This window comes from Propionivibrio dicarboxylicus (genome assembly GCF_900099695.1).
Classification (GTDB): domain Bacteria; phylum Pseudomonadota; class Gammaproteobacteria; order Burkholderiales; family Rhodocyclaceae; genus Propionivibrio; species Propionivibrio dicarboxylicus.
In genome coordinates, this window is record NZ_FNCY01000011.1 from 26,622 (window position 1) to 44,901 (window position 18,280).

The 18,280-nt window shown below is 62.2% G+C and carries 15 protein-coding genes; 5 read left to right on the plus strand and 10 right to left on the minus strand.

All coding sequences use genetic code 11. The features are described from left to right. Positions 1–80 precede the first annotated feature (80 nt). The 5 genes from BLR25_RS13160 (at position 81) to BLR25_RS13180 (ending at position 5,557) form a co-directional block, all read left to right on the plus strand. Positions 81–926 carry a thiazole synthase gene (locus BLR25_RS13160; protein WP_091938353.1) on the plus strand — a complete coding sequence of 282 codons (846 nt, stop codon included), beginning with the start codon at positions 81–83 and terminating at the stop codon, positions 924–926. Positions 927–946: 20 nt separating this feature from the next. After that, the gene (gene thiH, locus BLR25_RS13165; RefSeq protein ID WP_091938354.1) at positions 947–2,056 is read left to right on the plus strand and encodes a 2-iminoacetate synthase ThiH; all 1,110 of its coding nucleotides are present in this window, start codon (positions 947–949) and stop codon (positions 2,054–2,056) included. A gap of 44 nt (positions 2,057–2,100) precedes the next feature. Further along, positions 2,101–2,301, plus strand: coding sequence for a sulfur carrier protein ThiS (thiS, locus tag BLR25_RS13170; RefSeq protein WP_091938355.1), 201 nt, complete (start codon positions 2,101–2,103; stop codon positions 2,299–2,301). Between the two features lie 276 nt (positions 2,302–2,577). After that, a complete protein-coding gene (locus BLR25_RS13175) occupies positions 2,578–4,581 on the plus strand; it encodes a methyl-accepting chemotaxis protein (protein WP_091938356.1) in 2,004 nt (667 codons plus the stop codon). Positions 4,582–4,699: 118 nt separating this feature from the next. Further along, positions 4,700–5,557: an alpha/beta hydrolase gene (locus tag BLR25_RS13180; RefSeq protein ID WP_176785885.1), complete on the plus strand. Its 858-nt coding sequence runs from the start codon at positions 4,700–4,702 to the stop codon at positions 5,555–5,557. A gap of 13 nt (positions 5,558–5,570) precedes the next feature. Here BLR25_RS13180 and pyrR read toward each other — a convergent pair whose 3' ends face one another. The 10 genes from pyrR to BLR25_RS13230 all read right to left on the minus strand — a co-directional run bounded on the left by pyrR (position 5,571) and on the right by BLR25_RS13230 (position 18,266). Beyond that, positions 5,571–6,155: a bifunctional pyr operon transcriptional regulator/uracil phosphoribosyltransferase PyrR gene (pyrR, locus tag BLR25_RS13185; RefSeq protein WP_091938442.1), complete on the minus strand. Its 585-nt coding sequence runs from the start codon at positions 6,153–6,155 to the stop codon at positions 5,571–5,573. Positions 6,156–6,186: 31 nt separating this feature from the next. Further along, positions 6,187–7,266 (minus strand): ureidoglycolate dehydrogenase, encoded by a 1,080-nt coding sequence (gene allD / locus BLR25_RS13190; RefSeq protein WP_091938358.1) that lies wholly within the window; start codon positions 7,264–7,266, stop codon positions 6,187–6,189. Between the two features lie 31 nt (positions 7,267–7,297). Then, entirely contained in the window at positions 7,298–8,611 is a 1,314-nt protein-coding gene (gene dctA / locus BLR25_RS13195; RefSeq protein WP_091938359.1) for a C4-dicarboxylate transporter DctA, read from the minus strand. Positions 8,612–8,737: 126 nt separating this feature from the next. Continuing rightward, complete coding sequence (locus BLR25_RS13200; protein WP_091938360.1) at positions 8,738–9,961, minus strand: pyridoxal-phosphate-dependent aminotransferase family protein; 1,224 nt, start codon at positions 9,959–9,961, stop codon at positions 8,738–8,740. A gap of 164 nt (positions 9,962–10,125) precedes the next feature. Beyond that, on the minus strand, positions 10,126–11,064 hold the full coding sequence (arcC, locus tag BLR25_RS13205) for a carbamate kinase (protein ID WP_091938361.1): 939 nt from the start codon (positions 11,062–11,064) through the stop codon (positions 10,126–10,128). Positions 11,065–11,075: 11 nt separating this feature from the next. Next, positions 11,076–11,876 carry a (S)-ureidoglycine aminohydrolase gene (allE, locus tag BLR25_RS13210; protein WP_091938362.1) on the minus strand — a complete coding sequence of 267 codons (801 nt, stop codon included), beginning with the start codon at positions 11,874–11,876 and terminating at the stop codon, positions 11,076–11,078. A gap of 2 nt (positions 11,877–11,878) precedes the next feature. Next, positions 11,879–13,117 carry an MFS transporter gene (locus BLR25_RS13215; protein ID WP_091938363.1) on the minus strand — a complete coding sequence of 413 codons (1,239 nt, stop codon included), beginning with the start codon at positions 13,115–13,117 and terminating at the stop codon, positions 11,879–11,881. 42 nt (positions 13,118–13,159) lie between these two features. Then, complete coding sequence (allC, locus tag BLR25_RS13220; RefSeq protein ID WP_091938364.1) at positions 13,160–14,380, minus strand: allantoate deiminase; 1,221 nt, start codon at positions 14,378–14,380, stop codon at positions 13,160–13,162. A gap of 30 nt (positions 14,381–14,410) precedes the next feature. After that, the gene (locus BLR25_RS13225; RefSeq protein WP_176785886.1) at positions 14,411–15,244 is read right to left on the minus strand and encodes an oxamate carbamoyltransferase subunit AllH family protein; all 834 of its coding nucleotides are present in this window, start codon (positions 15,242–15,244) and stop codon (positions 14,411–14,413) included. A gap of 22 nt (positions 15,245–15,266) precedes the next feature. Beyond that, positions 15,267–18,266 carry a bifunctional FdrA/YlbE family protein gene (locus BLR25_RS13230; RefSeq protein WP_091938366.1) on the minus strand — a complete coding sequence of 1,000 codons (3,000 nt, stop codon included), beginning with the start codon at positions 18,264–18,266 and terminating at the stop codon, positions 15,267–15,269. Positions 18,267–18,280 lie beyond the last annotated feature (14 nt).

Here is an 18,280-nt window from a genome sequence, read left to right on the forward strand (position 1 = left end):
GCCAGGGTTTCACAGGATCGACAGGCCGCTTGCCCTTCCCACAGGTCAAGCGGTTTTTTGTTGATCACTGGAGACCCCGCATGGACGCTTTCGACACCCCCACCCGCCCCGCATCGCCCGGCATCACGACCCACTCCGCGACCCACTCCGCAGCCGACGACGACGCCCTCACCCTCGGCCCGGTCCGCTTCAGCAACCGGCTATTCACCGGCACCGGCAAGTTCGCCGCCAACGCCGACATCCCCAAGATGCTGGCCGCCAGCGGTTCGCAAATGGTCACCGTCGCGCTGCGCCGCGTCGGCGGCAATGCGCCCGATGACAACATCCTCGACCTGATTCCGCCGAACGTGACGCTGTTGCCCAACACCTCCGGCGCGCGCGACGCCGAACAGGCCGTGCGCATCGCCCGCATCGCCCGCGAAGCCGGCTACGGCGACTTCGTCAAGATCGAAGTCATCACCGACATGAAGACCTTGATGCCGGACAACTGGGAAACGCTGAAGGCCACGGAAATCCTCGCCCGCGAAGGCTTCATCGTGCTGCCCTACGTCACCCCCGACCTGACGCTGGCCAAGCGCCTCGAAGCCGCCGGCGCCGCTGCGGTCATGCCCTTGGGATCGCCGATCGGCACCAACCGCGGTCTTGAAACGCGCATGCTGATCGAGTTGCTGATCGAGAACTGCCGCCTGCCGATCATCGTCGATGCCGGGATCGGCCGGCCCTCGCATGCTGCCGAGGCGATGGAACTCGGCGCCGCCGCCGTGCTCGTCAACACCGCCATCGCCACCGCCAGCGATCCGGAAGCCATGGGCCGCGCCTTCGACTACGCCGTCCGCGCCGGGCGCATGGCCTACCGGGCGACACTCGCCGACGCCTCGCGCGATGCGCGCGCCTCGTCGCCGCTGACCGCCTTTCTCGACGACTGACGGCCGGGAGGATCTTGACGATGTCCTTTCGCGACTCTATCGACCGCTATGCCGATTTCGATTTTCCCGGATTCTTCGAGCGCGTCACCGACGCCGACGTCGAGCGCGCGCTGGCGGCGGAAAAGCTCAGTGTCACCGATTTCCTGACCCTGCTGGCGCCGCCGGCAGCACGCCGGATCGAAGCCATGGCACAACGGGCGAGCCAACTCACCGTGCAGCATTTCGGCCGCACGATCCAGATGTTCATCCCGCTCTATCTCTCCAACCACTGCAATAACCGCTGCGCCTACTGCGGCTTCAACGTCGGCAACGACATGCCGCGCCGTGTGCTCGACCTCGACGCCATCGAAGCCGAAGCCGAAGCGATCGCTCGCACCGGCATGCAGCATGTGCTGATTCTCACCGGCGAGGACCGGCGCATCACGCCGCCGGAATACATCGCCGCCGCGGCCCGCTGCCTGAAGCGCCACTTCGCCTCGGTGTCGATCGAGGTCTATCCGCTGCACGAGGAGGAATACCGCGCACTGCGCGCCGCCGGCGTCGATGGCATGACGGTATTCCAGGAGACGTATGATCCCGTCACCTACCGGCGCGTGCACCTCGGCGGCAAGAAACGCGACTACGGCTGGCGGCTCGACGCGCCCGAACGCGCCGCCCGCGCCGGTCTGCGCCTCGTCAATATCGGCCCGCTGCTCGGACTCGCCGAACCGCGCCGCGAAATCTTCTTCACCGGATTGCACGCGCGTTATCTCGAAGATCATTACCTGCAAACCGAAGTCGCCATTTCGCTGCCGCGCATCAACCCGGCCGAAGGCAGTTTCGACGCCGACCACCGCATCGGCGACAAGAGCTTCGTCCAGTTCATGACCGCCTTGCGAATGTTCCTGCCGCGCGCCGGCATCACCGTATCGACGCGCGAACGCGCCGAATTCCGCGATGCCATCCTGCCGCTCGGCGTCACGCGCTTTTCGGCCGGGTCGAGCACCGGCGTCGGCGGCTATGTCGATCCACCCGATGCCGACGCGCTGCAGTTCGAGATCACCGACCAGCGCAGCGTCGCCGAGGTCGCCGCCGCACTCGTCGCCCGGCGCTTCCAGCCGGTCTTCAAGGACTGGGACGGATCGCTATGACAATTGCCGTCCCCGCCATTTCACACCCCGATCGAGGTAATGCCATGGAAATCATCGTGAACGGCGAACGCCGCTCCTACCCTGCCGCGCTGACCGTCGCGGCACTGCTCGAAACGACCGGCCACGCCGGCCAGCGCGTCGCCGTCGTGCGCAACGGACAAGTCGTCCCGCGCGGACAACATGCGGCCACCGCGCTCGCCGGCGGTGACCGCATCGACATCGTCGGCGCCGTCGCCGGCGGCTGAGCGAACGGAGCCCCCTGCATCGCCCCTGTCCGCGCAAAACGCAGGCAGGGGCGGCAGCCGCCGACCGTCACACGCCAATGCGATCACTGCAGCCGCACGCAAGTGCGGATCGCCCCCGTTCGCCGGCATCAGACCGTCGTCATCGACGACCGAGGCAGAATAAAACCGCCGCGAGCAGGCACTTGCCGCGAAAGCTGCCCTCTCCATGCCTGTATAATATCCAATACAAATAATTTGGCTTAGCCAACCACTCACACCTGAACATAAGGGAGAATTATGTTCGCAAGAATGACGATCCGATCGAAGATCCTGGCTTTGATCGGTGTGATATTCACCTTGTTTGGCGTCGCCCTCATCTGGGCGATTTTCAGTGGTGCCGAGACGGCGGAACGCTTCGAGGAGTTCGTCGACAAAGATCAGGTCACCTTGCTCACCTACACCGAAATGTATGCCCAAGGGCTTCAGATCGCGACCGCATTGCGCAACGCCCAACTCGACCCGGACAACAAGCAGGGCTTCGACAACTTCAGGAAAGCCTCTGCCGACTTCGATAGCGCCCTGAAACGGGCAATCGACGGTTCGAGCGGCTATCGCGAGCGCAAGGAGAACCTGGAAAAAATCCGGATCCTGAGAGAAAAGCAGAGCAGAATCCAGGAACAGATCATTGCGTTTGCCGCATCGCGCCAGTTGAACGAGGCGAAGGAACTGACGATCCGTGAAGAAACGCCGTTGTGGCGCGAAATCAAGGCACTCGTGCTCGACAACATCGCCAAATCGACGGCAAGAGCCTCGGAAACGAAAAAGCAGGTCATCGATACCGCCGCATTTGCTTCCCGCATTTCGATGCTGCTCGGAATGTTCGCCGTCGCGCTGGGTTTCGCGCTGTCATACCTGATTGTGAAGCAGATCAGCCGCAACCTGAGCAATGCCGTCTCGATTGCCCAGCGCGTTGCCAACGGCAAGCTCGATAACGAGATCACCATCGACACAGCGGATGAAACCGGCCAGTTACTGTCGTCCATGAGCGAGATGCAGGAGAAGTTGCACCAGATCCTGCGGGAAATCGAAGACAGTTCCCGCAACATGGGGCAATCCGCCTTCCAAGTCGCCTCCATTTCAAACGAGATATCGGAGGCAAGCCAGGAGCAGGAAAGCAATTCCGGCAATGTCGAGGCGGCGATGCAACAGGTGCACCAGATTTCCACCGAGGTTCAGGCACAAGCCGTCGAAGCCTCGGATCACTCCGATCGTGTCGAGAAACTCGCCCGCGAAGGCATTGGCAACGTGCGGCAGAGCATTCATCAACTTGAAGAGACGACACAAAGAGTCAATCGCGCCTCCGGCGAGATTCAGGAACTCGAAAAATTCGCCGAGCTGATTCAGAACATCGTCAAAGTGATCAAGGAAATCGCCGAGCAAACCAACCTCCTCGCCCTAAACGCCGCAATCGAAGCCGCGCGCGCCGGCGAAAGCGGCAGGGGATTCGCTGTCGTCGCCGATGAAGTCCGGAAACTGGCGGAAAGAACCACCCTTTCCGCCTCGGAAGTCGGTGACATCATCCTCCGGCTCTCGCAGAAGGTCAGCCAGGTGGTCGATAGCATGGGCGCCGTCGTCGACACCGTCGAGATCAGTCAGCAGGAAGCCCACAAGACCGCCACGACCATCGAGGGCATTGCCCAGACGGCCGTGGACACGGCCCGGGCAAACCAGGGCATTTCGCTCGCCAGCCAGCAACAGATGGAACAGTTCGGGTCGCTCGAAAGCACCATGGAAACGCTGTTCTCGACGTTGAAGGAGAACAGTACCAAAGTCGGCACGACGGCAGCCATCGGCGAGGATCTGTTGGCGATCACCACCCGCCTCAACACGCTGATGTCGGCCTTCGATTTCACTGGGGGCCTCATCATCGAGGCAAAACAACACGAGAAGAGACGAACCCCGCGCGCCCAGAACACGCTGCGCGTCAAGCTCAGCCAGGAAGGAAACACCCTGGAGGGCATCGCCAGCGACTTCTCGACCTCCGGCTTGCGGATCAGAATTCCTAAAGCCGTGCACAAGGACAAGGCGGTCTCCGTCTCCTTGTACCTGCCACACGCAGACCTCGACCACTACGGCGCGCAAGCCCCCATCGACATCAAGGGGAAAATTGCCTGGCAGAACAAGTCGGGCAACAACTACCTGTGTGGCATCGAGTTTGCCGACCTCTGTCACGATCAACTCGAATCGATCAAGGAGTGTTTCGGGTTCTATCGCAAGAATGCCGAATTCTCTCTCCAATAAACCGCGCCGCATAAGCGTTCGACCGGCCGTCATTGATCATCATGACGGCTGGATACGCATCGTCGTTCGATTGCAGGCATGCCCGGATCGCCGCCCGCTGATCGCGTAGTCAATGCCCATGTCCACATCAGAATCTTTCACCGTTCCCTCTACCACCGGGATCGACGTTCCGCTCTCGCTCTACCGTTCGGCGACGCCGCACAGGAGGACGACGATCCTGTACCTCCATGGCGGCGGTCTGGTGTACGGGACGCGGCACGATCTGCCGCCATGCCATCTCGATGCTTTCCTGCACGCCGGTTATGACGTGCTGGCGCCGGACTACCCGCTGGCGCCGGAATCGAACCTGGATACGATCCTGGCAACGATGATCGAACTGATTGCCGCCGGCATTGCCCGGCGCGACCCGCGGTTTCCGCTGGACAACCCGGATTACGTGCTGTTCGGCCGTTCCGCCGGCGCTTATCTCGCGCTGACGCTCTGCCAGGCGCTCAATGAACGTGGCATCCCCGGCCCGAAGGCGATCATCAGCCTGTACGGCTACGCACGCCTCGACGACCCCGCGTTCCTGACGCCGAGCAAGCACTACAGCAGCTTTCCCAGCCTGTCGCCGCAAGAGGTGGAGAGAATCGTCGGCCACACGCCGGTCACCGATGGCGACATCAACACGCGCTTCGCCCTGTATGTCACCGCGCGACAGCAAGGATCGTGGATCGGGATGTTGTGCGGGGACGCCCCGCCCGCCCGCTATTCGCTCGACGCGGCCCAACTCGCCACCTTCCCGCCGACCTTCCTGGCGGCTGCGACCATGGACCCGGACGTCCCCTACCGGATGTCGAAGTCATTATCACGGACGATTCCCGGCGCACGGCTCATGACCGTTTACGGCGAGACGCACGACTTCGACCGCGACACGCGCGACCCGACCGGCGCGTCGGTCTATGCCGAAATAATGAGCTGGCTGGACGAGCGATAAGCCTGAGACCGGACTAGGAGAACACCTCAAGCGCACAGGCGCGGGCCTGGCGCCGCATCGCGTCGATCGACACCCCGGACGGAGACGTCTCAAGCGCCTCCGTCTCGACCCGCCAGCAGAGGCGTCCGTCCTTGCTCAGGGTCAGCACCAGTTCCTGATGCTCATCGAGCGAAGGCGTCCAGGGACAAAAATCCGCCTGCACCGGAATCTCGCGCGCCCCCCGGTCGGCCAGTACTGCCAGCCGGATCGAGGACGGCCGGCCATAATCGAACAACTCGTTGATCGCCGCCCGCGTCGTGCGACCGGTAAACAGCACATCGTCGACGAGGATGAGCGGCCGGCCGTCGATATCGAGCGGCAACGAGGTCGGCTTGACCTGCGGATGCAGGCCGCGCTTGCCAAAGTCATCGCGATAGAAGGAGATGTCGAGCAGGCCGATCCGGCCTTCCAGCTTGAGGATCTCGGCCAGACGCCGGGCGACCCAGGCGCCGCCCGTGTGAATCCCGACGAGCAGCGTCTCCGGCGTCAGTTGCGGCCGGATCAGGCCGGCCAGCTGCACGCATTGCCGCTCGGCATCCGGCAATTGAAGTTTCGTCATCGCCAGCCCTTCCATCGCGCCTCCCTGTGGCTCAGTCCTGCACTTCCGACGCGAACGCCGTCTTCCCGTCGTAGCGGTCATAGTGGACATCCGCGCTGACCAGATAGTCGTGGATCTCCTTGACGATCGGAATGCCGTTGCGCGCATAGCGCTCGGCCACTGCCTCCGACGACTCACCCGGAACGAGCACCTGGCCGCAGCCTTCGGCCGGACGCAGGCCATGGATTTCCTCGACCATGGCGCTGATGCAATTGGCAAACTGCTCGGCGCCGCCGAAGAATTCCGGATTGATGACGAGGTGGATTTGCCCCAGTTCGCGCCCGGCGGAAAGATCGGCATACATCGAACTGACATGCTTGCCGAAGGGCACGCCGAGCATCGAACCGCACAGGATGTCGACCATCATCATCAGGCCATAGCCCTTGGCCCCGGCAATCGCCACCAGCCCGCCGACCGCGAACGGATCGGTGGTCGGACGCCCGTCGCGATCGACCGCCCAGGTCGGCGGAATCGGCTTGTTCTTGGCACGGGAATCGAGAATCTTGCCCCAGGCGCCGACCGTCGTCGCCATATCGAAGACGATCGGCGAACGGCCCGGCACCGGCGCCGCGAAACCGATCGGATTGGTGCCGAAATACGGCTCGGCCGACCCGTACGGGACCACCATCGGGTCGGACTGGCACATCGACATGCCAATCAGGTTGGCCTCGGTGGCCATGCGCAGGAAATAGGACAAGGTCCCGCAATGCCCGAGCCGGCGCATGCCGACCAGAGCGATCCCGTTCTCCTTCGCCATCCGGATCGCCTCGATCATGCCGTTGCGGGCGACCACCATGCCGACCGCGTTGTCGCCGTCATAGACCCCGGTACAGGGACCGGTCTGACGGAACGAGAACTCGGGCCGGGCATTGCTGCCGCCCTTGGCGATGCGTTCGGCGTAATACTCGACGCGCACGGCGCCGTGCGAATGCACGCCACGGCTATCGGCATAACTCAGATGGTTGGCGACCTCCTGCGCATGGTCCTCCGGCAAGCCGGCCTTCATCACCTTGGCCTTGATCAGCCGGTGCAGCTCTTCCTTATTGACTAAAACGACTGCCTCGTTACTCATTACCAATCCTCTCCACTCTGTCGCATCACACTCAACGCGGGGTTTCCGTCGTTTCGTAGTCGTAATCGGCTTCCTTTTCCGCCAGGGTCTCGCCGTCCAGAATCCGGTGCGCCCGCTCCCTGTCGATGTCGCCTTCCCATTCGGCGATCACCACGGTGGCGACGCAATTGCCGATCAGGTTGCCGAGCGCCCGCGCGATTCCCATGAACCAGTCGGTCGACAGCACGATGACCAGACCGATCGCCGGGATACCCGGAATCGCCTGCAAGGTCGCCGCCAGGACGACGATCGCCGAGCCCGGAACGCCGTGTGCGCCCTTCGAGGTGATCAGTGACACCGCCAGGATCGCCGCCAGATCGCCCATCGTGTAGGCCGTATTGGTGGCCTGGGCGATAAATACCGCCGCCAGGGTGATGTAGATGGAGAAGGCGTCGAGGTTGAATGAATATCCCGTCGGGATCACCAGTCCAACCGTCGAATCGCGAATCCCCATATGCCGGAGCTTGGCCATGACCTGCGGCAGAACGCTGTCGCCCGAGGTCGTCGCGAAGACGATCATCAACTCTTCGCGCAGATAACGCAGCAACTTGAGCAGCGAGTAGCCGGCAGCGCGCATGATCAGGCCGAGGACAAGGAAGACGAAGACGATCACCGTCACGAAGTACAGCGAAACGAAGTAGGCCAACTGCTTGAGCGAACCGATGCCATACTTGCCGACGGTGAAGGCGATCGCGCCGAGCACGCCCAGCGGCGCCAGCTTGATGATGATGCCCATGACCTTGAACAGCACCTGGCAGACTGCGTCGATCATGTTCGCGACCGGTACGCCGTGCTTGCCGGAAATCGACAGCGCACAGCCGAACAGTACCGAGAAAATCAGCACTTGCAGCACATCGCCGGTGGCGAAGGCGCCGATCACCGATCCGGGAATCAGCTTCATGATGAATTCGACCACGCCGCCGCCGGCCAGTCGGTTGGCATTCTCGACGTAGGCCGACATCGACTTCGCATCGAGACTCGCCGGGTCGATGTTCATGCCGGCGCCCGGCTCGAAGATGACGGCAAGCGCCAGACCGAGCAGCAACGCGACGGTGGTGACGACCTCGAAGTAGACCAGCGCCTTGACGCCGACCCGCCCGACGCGTTTCAGGTTGCCCGCGCTGGAAATGCCATGGACGACGACACAGAACACCAGCACCGGAACGATCATCTTGATCAGTTTGATGAAGCCGTCACCGAGCGGTTTCAGCGAAGCGCCAAAAGCCGGCCAGAACAAACCGATAACAACGCCGATGACCGTGGCTGCAATGACCTGGCCAAAGAGTGATTTCAGAAATTTTGCCATGTCATCCCCCAAGAAAAACGTAAGCTGGAATCAACCACCGTGTCATTTGGCATTGTTTGCCCTCCCGTTATGAATCGGTCCTGGGGTGTTCACAACCAAGCGCTTGATTGTGAACACCCCTCAGTGCTACTTGTCGTGATACACATCCAATGCCGCCTGAACCGCCTTGCCGGCATTGACCTTCGCCCCGAAGCGGAGCAACACCGCCTCCAGCGCGCCCAGCACATGCAGCACGTTCTTCTGACGGCCGCTGTAGCCCATCGTGCCGATGCGCCAGATCTTGCCCTTGAGCGGCCCGAACGAGCTGGCGATCTCGATGTCGAAGTCATTGAGCAGCATGGCGCGCACGGCCTCGCCGTCGATACCGGCCGGGATGCTCACGGCAGTGACCGGCGTCAGTTTGTTGACGCGCTCGCCGTAGAGCGACAGCCCCATCGCCTCAAGACCGGCCATCAACGCTGCCTCGTGCCGCAGATGGCGCTTGAAGCGCGCCTCCAGGCCCTCTTCGAGCACCAGGCGCAAGCCCTCGCGCAAGGCATACAGCATCGAGGTCGCTTCGGTGTGATGATTGAGGCGCGCCGGACCCCAGTAATCCATCAACTGGCTCAGGTCGAAATAGTTCGTCCGGATGACGCCGTCGTCCCATTCGGCCGAGGTCACGCGCTCGGCCAGACCGCGCTCGACGCGTTTGCGCCGCAGCAGCACTTCCTCGACGCGGCTGTTAAACGTGATTGGCGCCATGCCCGACGGCACCGACAGGCACTTCTGGGTGCCGCCGATGGCCGCATCGATCATCCATTCGTCGACCTTGACCGGCGTTCCGCCGATGGTGGCGACGGCATCGACGACGAACAAGGCCCCGACCTCGCGACTCGCCGCGCCGATCTCCTTGAGCGGCTGCATGCAGGCGGTCGAGGTTTCGCCATGAACCATCGCCACGATCTTCGGGCGGACTTCGCGGATCTTCTCGATCACCGTCTGCGGCGGAAAAACCGTGCCCCATTCCGTTTCCAGCGTCACGACCTTGGCGCCATAGCGCTGGGAGATTTCCACCAGCAAATGGCCGAAGCGCCCGTAGATCGGCACCAGCACGACATCGCCCGGCTCGATGATGCTGGCAAGCACGGCCTCGATGCCGGCGCGCGAGGTACCGTCGATCGGGAATGCCCAATGATTTTCAGTCTGGAAAAGCTTGCGCAGCATTTCCATCGTTTCGTTCATGATCCCGGTGAACTGCGGATCGAACTGCCCGAGAATGGGCGTGCACATGGCGCGCAAAACCCGGGGATCGACCTCGACCGGCCCGGGCGTCATGATCGTTCTTAGTGAGGTGTCAAGGTCCTTGTACATAGTCTCATCCAATCCTTTTTGCATAAAATCGATACCGGTGGAATTATGCTCCTGTGCCGGCATTCATCGCCATAGCGACGAATACGAAAAACTTGTCACTGCAAGCGGAAAACGCTGCCGTCATGACAACGGCAGCGCTCCCAGAATCACGTCCTCCGTGCCGGTCAGTCGGCACAGATCACCGTTCCACCACCCTCGGTGACGGCCTGGTAAGCGTTTTCCAGCGAGGTAATGATCGCCTCGCGTCCGGCGCCCGAGGTAACGAAGCGGATCGCCGCCTCGACCTTCGGCAACATCGAACCGGGAGCGAAATGCCCTTCCTCGATGTATTTCTGCGCCTCGCTGACGGTAATGCGCGACAGCCACTGCTGATTCGGCTTGCCGAAGTTGATGGCGACGCGCGGCACCGCCGTCAGGACGATGAAGGTGTCGGCAGCGATGACGTCGGCGAGCTTCGCCGCCGCCTTGTCCTTGTCGATGACGACGTCGACGCTGTGCAGCAGGCCGTCCTCGCGATAGACCGGAATGCCGCCGCCACCGCAAGCGATGACGACGTCGCCGTTCTCCATCAGGCAGCGGATGGTGCCCTTCTCCTTGATGTCGATCGGATCGGGCGACGGCACGACGCGACGGAAGCCGCGACCCGAATCCTCGACGAAGGTATAGCCCTTCTCCTTGGCGATGGCGTTCGCCGCCTCTTCCGTATAGAACAGCCCGACCGGCTTGGTCGGCTTCTGGAAGGCCGGATCGTTACGATCGACGACCACCTGGGTAATCGCCGTCGACACGTGCGTCGTCATCCCGTTCGCGTAGAAGCTGTTCTGCAACGCGTTTTGCAGATGAAAGCCGATATAGCCCTGGCTCATCGCGCTGCACTCGGCGAACGGCATTGCCGACACGTTCTGGTTCTGGCCGTAGGCGAGTTCGAAGGCCAGGTTGATCATGCCGACCTGCGGACCGTTGCCATGCACGATGACAATGCTATAGCCATCCCTGACCAGGCTGACGATGTTGCCGGACGCCGCCAGGACCGCATCCTTCTGCTCTTCCGGCGTGCTTCCCAGGGCGTTTCCGCCCAGCGCAATCACCAACTGCTTACCCATGATAGTCGTCCTCAACACGAAGGATCGGACAGCGCAACATCCCTGTTGCAGTCCTTGGAATACACATAGGCGAAATCTTCATCCCGCCCGACCGCGTAGCACGCCTGCGGGCAGTACGCCCCCATGAAAATGTAATCTCCCTTCTGCACGGGGAACCACTGATTGTCGAGGTTGTACATGCCCTGGCCGCTCAGGCAATACGCGCCGTGCTCCTGCACATGCGTCTCGACGTATCCGTGCGAGGCGCCGGGCTTGAAGCAGAGGATATGGAAGTTGCAATCAAACGCCATATCCTTCGGCAGGAAGTCCTTGACGAGGACATCCTTCATGCCTTCGTACTCGGTCCACGGCATCGCCTCGGTATCGCCGACGACGATGTACGGCGTCGTCCCCTCAAGCGGAACATAGCGGCGCTTGTACAGGAAGGCGCGCGCCGGCACCCCGCTGCGGTTATGCAGGAACAGCTTGACGCCGGGCGGACAGTAAGCGAAGCCGCCGCGTGCCAGATCATGCACCTGCTCGCCGGTACCGACGGAGAGCGCGCCCTCGATCACATAGATCAGCGTCTCTTCGCCGGGGGCGCCGAAGCCCTGCAGATTTCCGCCTTCCGGATAAATGGTGAGGAGGTAATCGACAAAGCTCGCGCCCAGCTTGGGCGAGCCGAGAATCGTGATATCGCAATTCTCGAAGCCGGGAATCACGTTCCTGACCAGGCCGTCGGGCTCGAGCACTGCATAGCGGCCGGCCTTGATGACCGACCGGTTCTGCAGGAGACCGGCCCGATAGCCCAGGACATTGTTCTGGTAACCCACGATCATCCCGCCTTGGCTTGCTTTTTCTTGCCGGCGTTGGCGGCATAGAAGGTCACCGCGCCGATCAGCAGCAGGATCGCACCGAGGTAGAAGCCCCAGACGCCCGAGCCGGTGCGGTCGATGATGTAACCAGTCAGCGCCGGTGCGACGACCGACGAGGACATGCCGAAGAAGTTGAAGGTACCGAGCGTCGTCGCCATGTTCTTCTTGTCAGCCTGGTCGGAGACGTAGGAGATCAGCACCGGATCGACCGCCATCTTGCCGAGGAAACCGTAAAGCAGCAGGACGATGCCGAAGGTCGTCGTATCCGGCGCAAACATCGACACGCCGATCAGGACGAACGCGGAGATTTCCAGGAAGAGGATGACTTCGGCCTTCTTGTCGCGTTTCTTGTCCGACAGGTGCGCGAAGAACAGGGCGCCCGGCACCGCCGTCACCGCGATCATCGACACCACCAGACCGACCATGCCGCCCTTGATGCCGCGTTCGGCTTCGAGGAACTTCGGCAGCCAGGTGACGATCATGTAATACGCATAGCAGGTGGTGAAGTAGAGGAAGTAGCAGGTCACCAGCGAGAGGCGGAAGATCGAGCCCTTGGATTTCTCCTCGGTGACGACCGCTGCCTTGTTCGTTGCGGCGCCGGGCGCTTGCGCGACCTTGCTCGGCTCAACGATGGCGAAAGTGAACCAGAGGACGAGGAAGACAAGCAGGCAGCCGGACACGACCACCATCGTCTGCCACGGCAGGCCCAGCGTCTTGACCACGTAGCTCGATCCGGTCATGCCGAGGATCATGCCGAGCGCCGAACCGCTATTGACGATCGCCGTCTGCAGTCCCTTCTTCTCGGCCGGCACATGTTGCGAGGTCAGCGAATAGGCGGAACCGTAATACGTACCGCAACCGATACCGGCCATGACGGCGCCGAGATAGATCATCGAAATCGTATTGGCATAGGCAATGCTGAATACGCCGGCGGCAAAGATGCTGAAGCCGGGAATCAGGACTTTCTTCTGGCCGAAGCGGTCGACCAGGAAGCCCGAGGGAATCTGCAAGGCCGTATAGCCGAAGAAATAGCAGGAGGCGATCAGGCCCATCGCGGCGTTGGTCTGCGGCCCGATCGTCGCCTGGATTTCGGGATAGATCGGCGAGAGCATGGCGCGGTAGATCCAGATGATCGTCCAGCCCATGCAGAACGTGAACACGAGCAACTTCCAGTAGTTGTCCGGATATGAAGCTCTCATTCCGTCTTTCAATGCAACGGTATTCATGAAAATCCTTTCAGATCAGTAAGCCAGTTCATGGAGGGTGTAGGCCAGTGCCTTGATGCCTTCGCACAGGTCCTCGAGTTTCGTGTCTTCGGCCGGGTTGTGGCTGATGCCCTTGATGCTCGGCACGAAGATCATTCCGGTCGGCACGCGCGGCGCGAAAATCTGCGAGTCGTGACCCGCGCCGCTGTGCATGACCTTGTAGTTGAGTTGCCGGGCGCGACAGACGCGCTCGATGATGCTGACGACATTGGCGTCCATCGACACCGGCTTCTCGTTCATCCAGTTGTCGATCTCGATGTCGATGCCGGCCTTGGCCGCGATCGCCTTCATGTCGGCTTCGAGTTCGGCGGTGAATGCCTGCAGGAAGGCGGCGTCGGTATGGCGGCAGTCCATGGTGAACAGCGTCTCGCCCGGCACGACATTGACCGTGTTGGGCTTCGGCACCACTTTGCCGAAGGTGAGCACGAGCGGATCGCCGGCGGCCTTCGCCTTGTCGAGGCAGTGCACGACGATACGCGACAGGCATTCGACCGTGTCCTTGCGATAGCGCATCAGCGTCGTGCCGGCATGGTTCGCCTCGCCGCGCAAGGTGATGTTGTAACGCTTCTGGCCAACGATCGAATTGACGACGCCGACGGTGACGTTTTCTTCTTCGAGGAAGTTGCCCTGCTCGATATGCAATTCGATAAAGGCGTCGAGATCGTCCTTGACCTTGCCGTCACCGAAGTCGAAGCCGCAGCCGCGCATCGCATCGACGAAGCCGACGCCCTGGCCGTCCTTCAGGTGGGTGACATCTTCCGGCCGGGCCAGGCCGAAAATGTTCTTGCTGCCCCAGAAGACATAGGGGAAGCGAGAACCTTCTTCCTCGGCCATCGAGATGATCTCGAGGCTCTTCTTCGGACGGCCGCAGGTTTCGAGCAGATGCTTGACGGCGAGATAGCCGCCGAAGATGCCCAGCTGGCCGTCGAGCTTGCCGCCGCGCACCACCGTGTCGACGTGCGAGCCGGTCGCGATCTTGCGCTCCGGAGATTCGCTGCCGACAAGGGTGCCGAACAGGTTGCCGACCGCGTCGAAGCGGCATTCCATGCCCAGCGACTCGAACTTCTCCTTGAGCGCCTTCTGCGCCGTGAGCCAGCTCGGCGAGTACAGCAGGCGCGTCGTGCCCGGCCCCGTCTCATCGCTGATCGACGACAGCCACTCCAGGGTCTGCCGTACTTCAGCTACTTCGATATTCATGCCCTCTCCTTTTTTGAACAATGCACAGCGCTAAAACGACCGGGTCAAAAACTTGAGCCCCAGAAAAAATCCAAACAGCGTATCCACGCCCGACGTGTGACCGAATTGCGTCACCGCATCGACACACTGGCGTACCGCCCGCGCATCGCCGCCATCGATCAGCGCCGCGAGTGCGGCAAGATGCTCGGCGACATACCCCATCAGCATCGCCTGGACATAGGCGACGCTGATCGCGGTGGTCGTCTTCGGCGTGACGCCCGCAGCCACGGCCCGATTCCAGTCGGCATAGCGGCCGAACAGCATCAGGGCGAAGGTGAAGCCGAGCAGAAGGTCGTCGCCGCTCGGCGTCAGCCCCTGCCCACGTCCGGCGAAATAGGCGACCACGCGACTGTTGGCGGCGAAATCGGCCTTGTCGGCCTCGCAGAGCAAGGCCAGGTGTTCGCGATCGGCGTCGCTGAATCCGTGTCCCACCTTGAGTCCGATCGAACGCTCCAGACCCAGCGCATCGAGCTGGCGATACACTTCCGAAGCGGCGATCGCGTCGATGCCGCAGGCCACGGCCGGCACGCTCAGATCGACGGTCGGCAGTTCGGCCAGGTCGATGCTCATCACAGCGTCATGACCATAGATGAACAGCTGCTGCGCCTTGAGAACGACGAGATCGCCAACCCGCACGCCGGCCAGCAGTTCGCGCAGGCGCGCCACCGGCAAGGCCAGGCCGAAAGCCGACAAGGGGGCATCGTCGCCGCCGACGTACAGCAGTTGCGTCGGAAATTCGATGTTGAAACCCCGGGCAAAAACGCTATGCACCCGGCCGACCGTCTTCCGGTCGCCGCAGGTGTGCAGTAGCAGATTGCTTTTCATGTCGGTTTCTCGCCCGTCGCGTTCAGTCGAAATCGATGCCAAGCTTCTTGGCATAGGCCAGGATGGCCTTCTCGAAACAGGCGAGCGGCGCCCGCACCGTCCCCGCGCCGATCTGGCCGACGCCGGCCTGCTTGTGCGCGATGCCGGTATTGATCAGCGGCGTGATTCCCGTCGCCACCACCTTGCGCGCATCGATGCCGAGGCAGGTGCCCTTGAAGTCCCAGGTCGGAATGGTCCAGGTCGGGTTGTTGCCGATGCAGATCTCGCTCATCTCGTTGGAGACCCGCAAGGCATCGTGGAAGCCGCCGGCGCCGACAAAGCGCGTCACGCCCGGCGCCGCCACCATCGCCATGCCGCCGACACCGACCGTCTCGGTAATGGCGCTGTCGCCGATATCCGGATTCGCGTCGTCGGCGCTGTAGCCGGTGAAATACAAACCATTCGGCGTATTCACCGGCGCCGTGAACCACTCGTCGCCCATGCCGCTGATGCGCACGCCGAATTCGCGGCCATTGCGCGACATCGCCGTCACCACCGTGCCGCGCGTCACCTTGCGCGCCGAATCCATGATCGACTTCGATACCGCCATCATGACATTCAGGAAGAACTGGTCGGTGTCGGCGAGGAAGCTGACGACCTTGAGCTTTTCCTGCGCGTCGATGTCGAGCTGCATGACGAGCGGCGCCATTTCCTTGAGGAAGATGAGCGAGGCGGCGATATTACGCTGATGGAATTCGTCGCCCATGGTGATCGCCCGGGCGATCAGCACGTTGAGGTTGAGGCCGCCTTCCTTGCGCTGGAGCGCCTTCGACAGGACCGGGCCGAGCGAATCGCGCATCCACTTCAGGCGGTTCACCACATCGGCCGAGAAGGCGCCGAAGCGCAGCACCTTGCCGATGCCTTCGTTCATGATGCAGTAGGCGGTCGTGTCGTCGAGGCGGTTCTTGACGACCATCACCGGCATGTTGCCCGAGGTGATGCCGCCCATCGGGCCGACGGCGCCGACGTGATGACAGGGCGTGAACGACACGCCGCCGGTTTCGAGCAGTTTGCGCGCGCTGGCCTCGTCGTCCGCCCAACCTTCGAAGAGCACGGCACCGACGCAGGAACCCTGCATCGGGCCGGTCATGTTCTTGTACTCGATCGGCGGCCCGGCATGCAGCAGGGCGCGGCCGTTGAGGACCTCGATGACCGACTTCGCCGGCACGACGTCGACGAGGAAGGGCTGTCCCGACTTGATCCGCTCGATGACGTCGCCATTGTCCGTGTCGATGACCGACATCCGCGAGAGGAAATTCAGCAGCTTGATCATCTTCTTGTTACCGCCGGCCGCCGGCTTCCAGTCGTACTGCACGGCGCGGCCGCCATAGGCGACGATCGATTCGGTGAAGCTCGGCAGGCCGATATTGACGATGCGCGGCTTGCTGTTGAGCAGATCGACGACGGCATCGCTCGCCTTCGGCAGCGGCTTCTTCGCCGCCGGCGCCGCCTCGAAGCGCTTGTCCGCGTCGCCGAGGTCGACACCCTTCAGCTTCAGCGCCAGGCGGACCGCCCGCTCATTGCTCTCCTCGACCAGCACGCCGCAGGCTTTCAGCGTATCGATCGCGGCCTGGTAGCTCTGCGGATCCTGCTGCGTGCCACAGACGCTGGCGACGAAATGCAGCTCGCGGCCGCTGGCCCGGGCGCTCTCCTGCGCCGCGCGGATCGACGGCGCCAGGGCGCCGGCCATATCGGGGTGCGAACCATAACCGAGGACGCAATCCAGCACGATGACGCCGGTATCGGCATCGGCGGCGCACTCGCGAATCTTGTTGACGCGGACTTCCGGATCGATCATCGGATGCGGCTTGCCCTGGGTATAGACGTCGTCGCCCAGATCGATCACCTGATAGCCGTTGGCATTGAGGATGTAGCCGGCTTCCTTGCCGAGTTTGCCGAGATCGAGCGCATCGGCGATCAGCATGGCGGCCTCGGCCGCCAGCGTTCCGCCCGAATACAGGCCCTTGACCGTCTTCCCGGACGCGAGCGACGCCTTGACTTCGTTCGCCAGCGGCTGCGTGTAATTGCACTTGATCTTGCTGCCGAAGGCGAGATCGACGGCGATCCGCGCGGTCTCCTCGAGCGTGTGGGCGAAATGCACCTGTCCCTGGTGGTGATCCGGCTTCTCGCCGAGGAAGATCGCCACCACCGGCTTCGTCAGGCTATGCAGCAGTTCGACGATTTCGTCGCGGACCTTCTTTGCCGGCGGCTTCGAGATCACGACAATGACATCGGTCGGATCGTGCTCTTCGAGACCGACGATGGCGTCGCGCACGGTGATGGCACCGACCTCTTCGCTGAGATCGCGGCCACCGGTGCCAATGGCATGGACAACGCCGCCGCCGAGGCGGTCGATGATCGTCGTCACTTCCTGGATGCCGGTACCCGAGGCGCCGACGATGCCGATATTGCCCGGACGGACGACGTTGGTGAATGCAACCGGAATTCCGCTGATGACGCCGGTACCGCAGTCGGGGCCCATCAGCATCACGCCCTTCTCATGCGCCAGACGCTTGAGGCGGACCTCGTCCTCGATCGAAATATTGTCGGTGAATGAAAAGACGTGCAGTCCCTTGTCGAGCGCCTTCTCGATCTCATCGGCCGCATATTCGCCGGGGATCGAAAACAGCGCCAGATTCGCTTCCGGCATTTCCGCCAGGGCGGCGTCGATGCTCGTCACGCTCTTGGTACCGGTCGCCTGCTTCTTGACGGCGAGATCGTTGAGGAACTTCGCCGAGGCATCGAGCACGCGCTCGACAATCTTTTCGTCGCCAGCCTCGACGGCAATGATCATGTCATTGGGTGCAGCCGCCGCGCCTTCAGGCGTGAGCAAACCGCTGCCGTTGAGAATTTCCTTGTTGGCTTCGGTCCCCATCATGACGGAACACTTGACGACTCCGTCGAGGGTATTGATGGCATTGGTCAACAGCATCAGGCTGATCGAATCCTGATAGCTATTCTTTTTGATGATCGTGTAAAGCATCTCCGCCTCTAAAA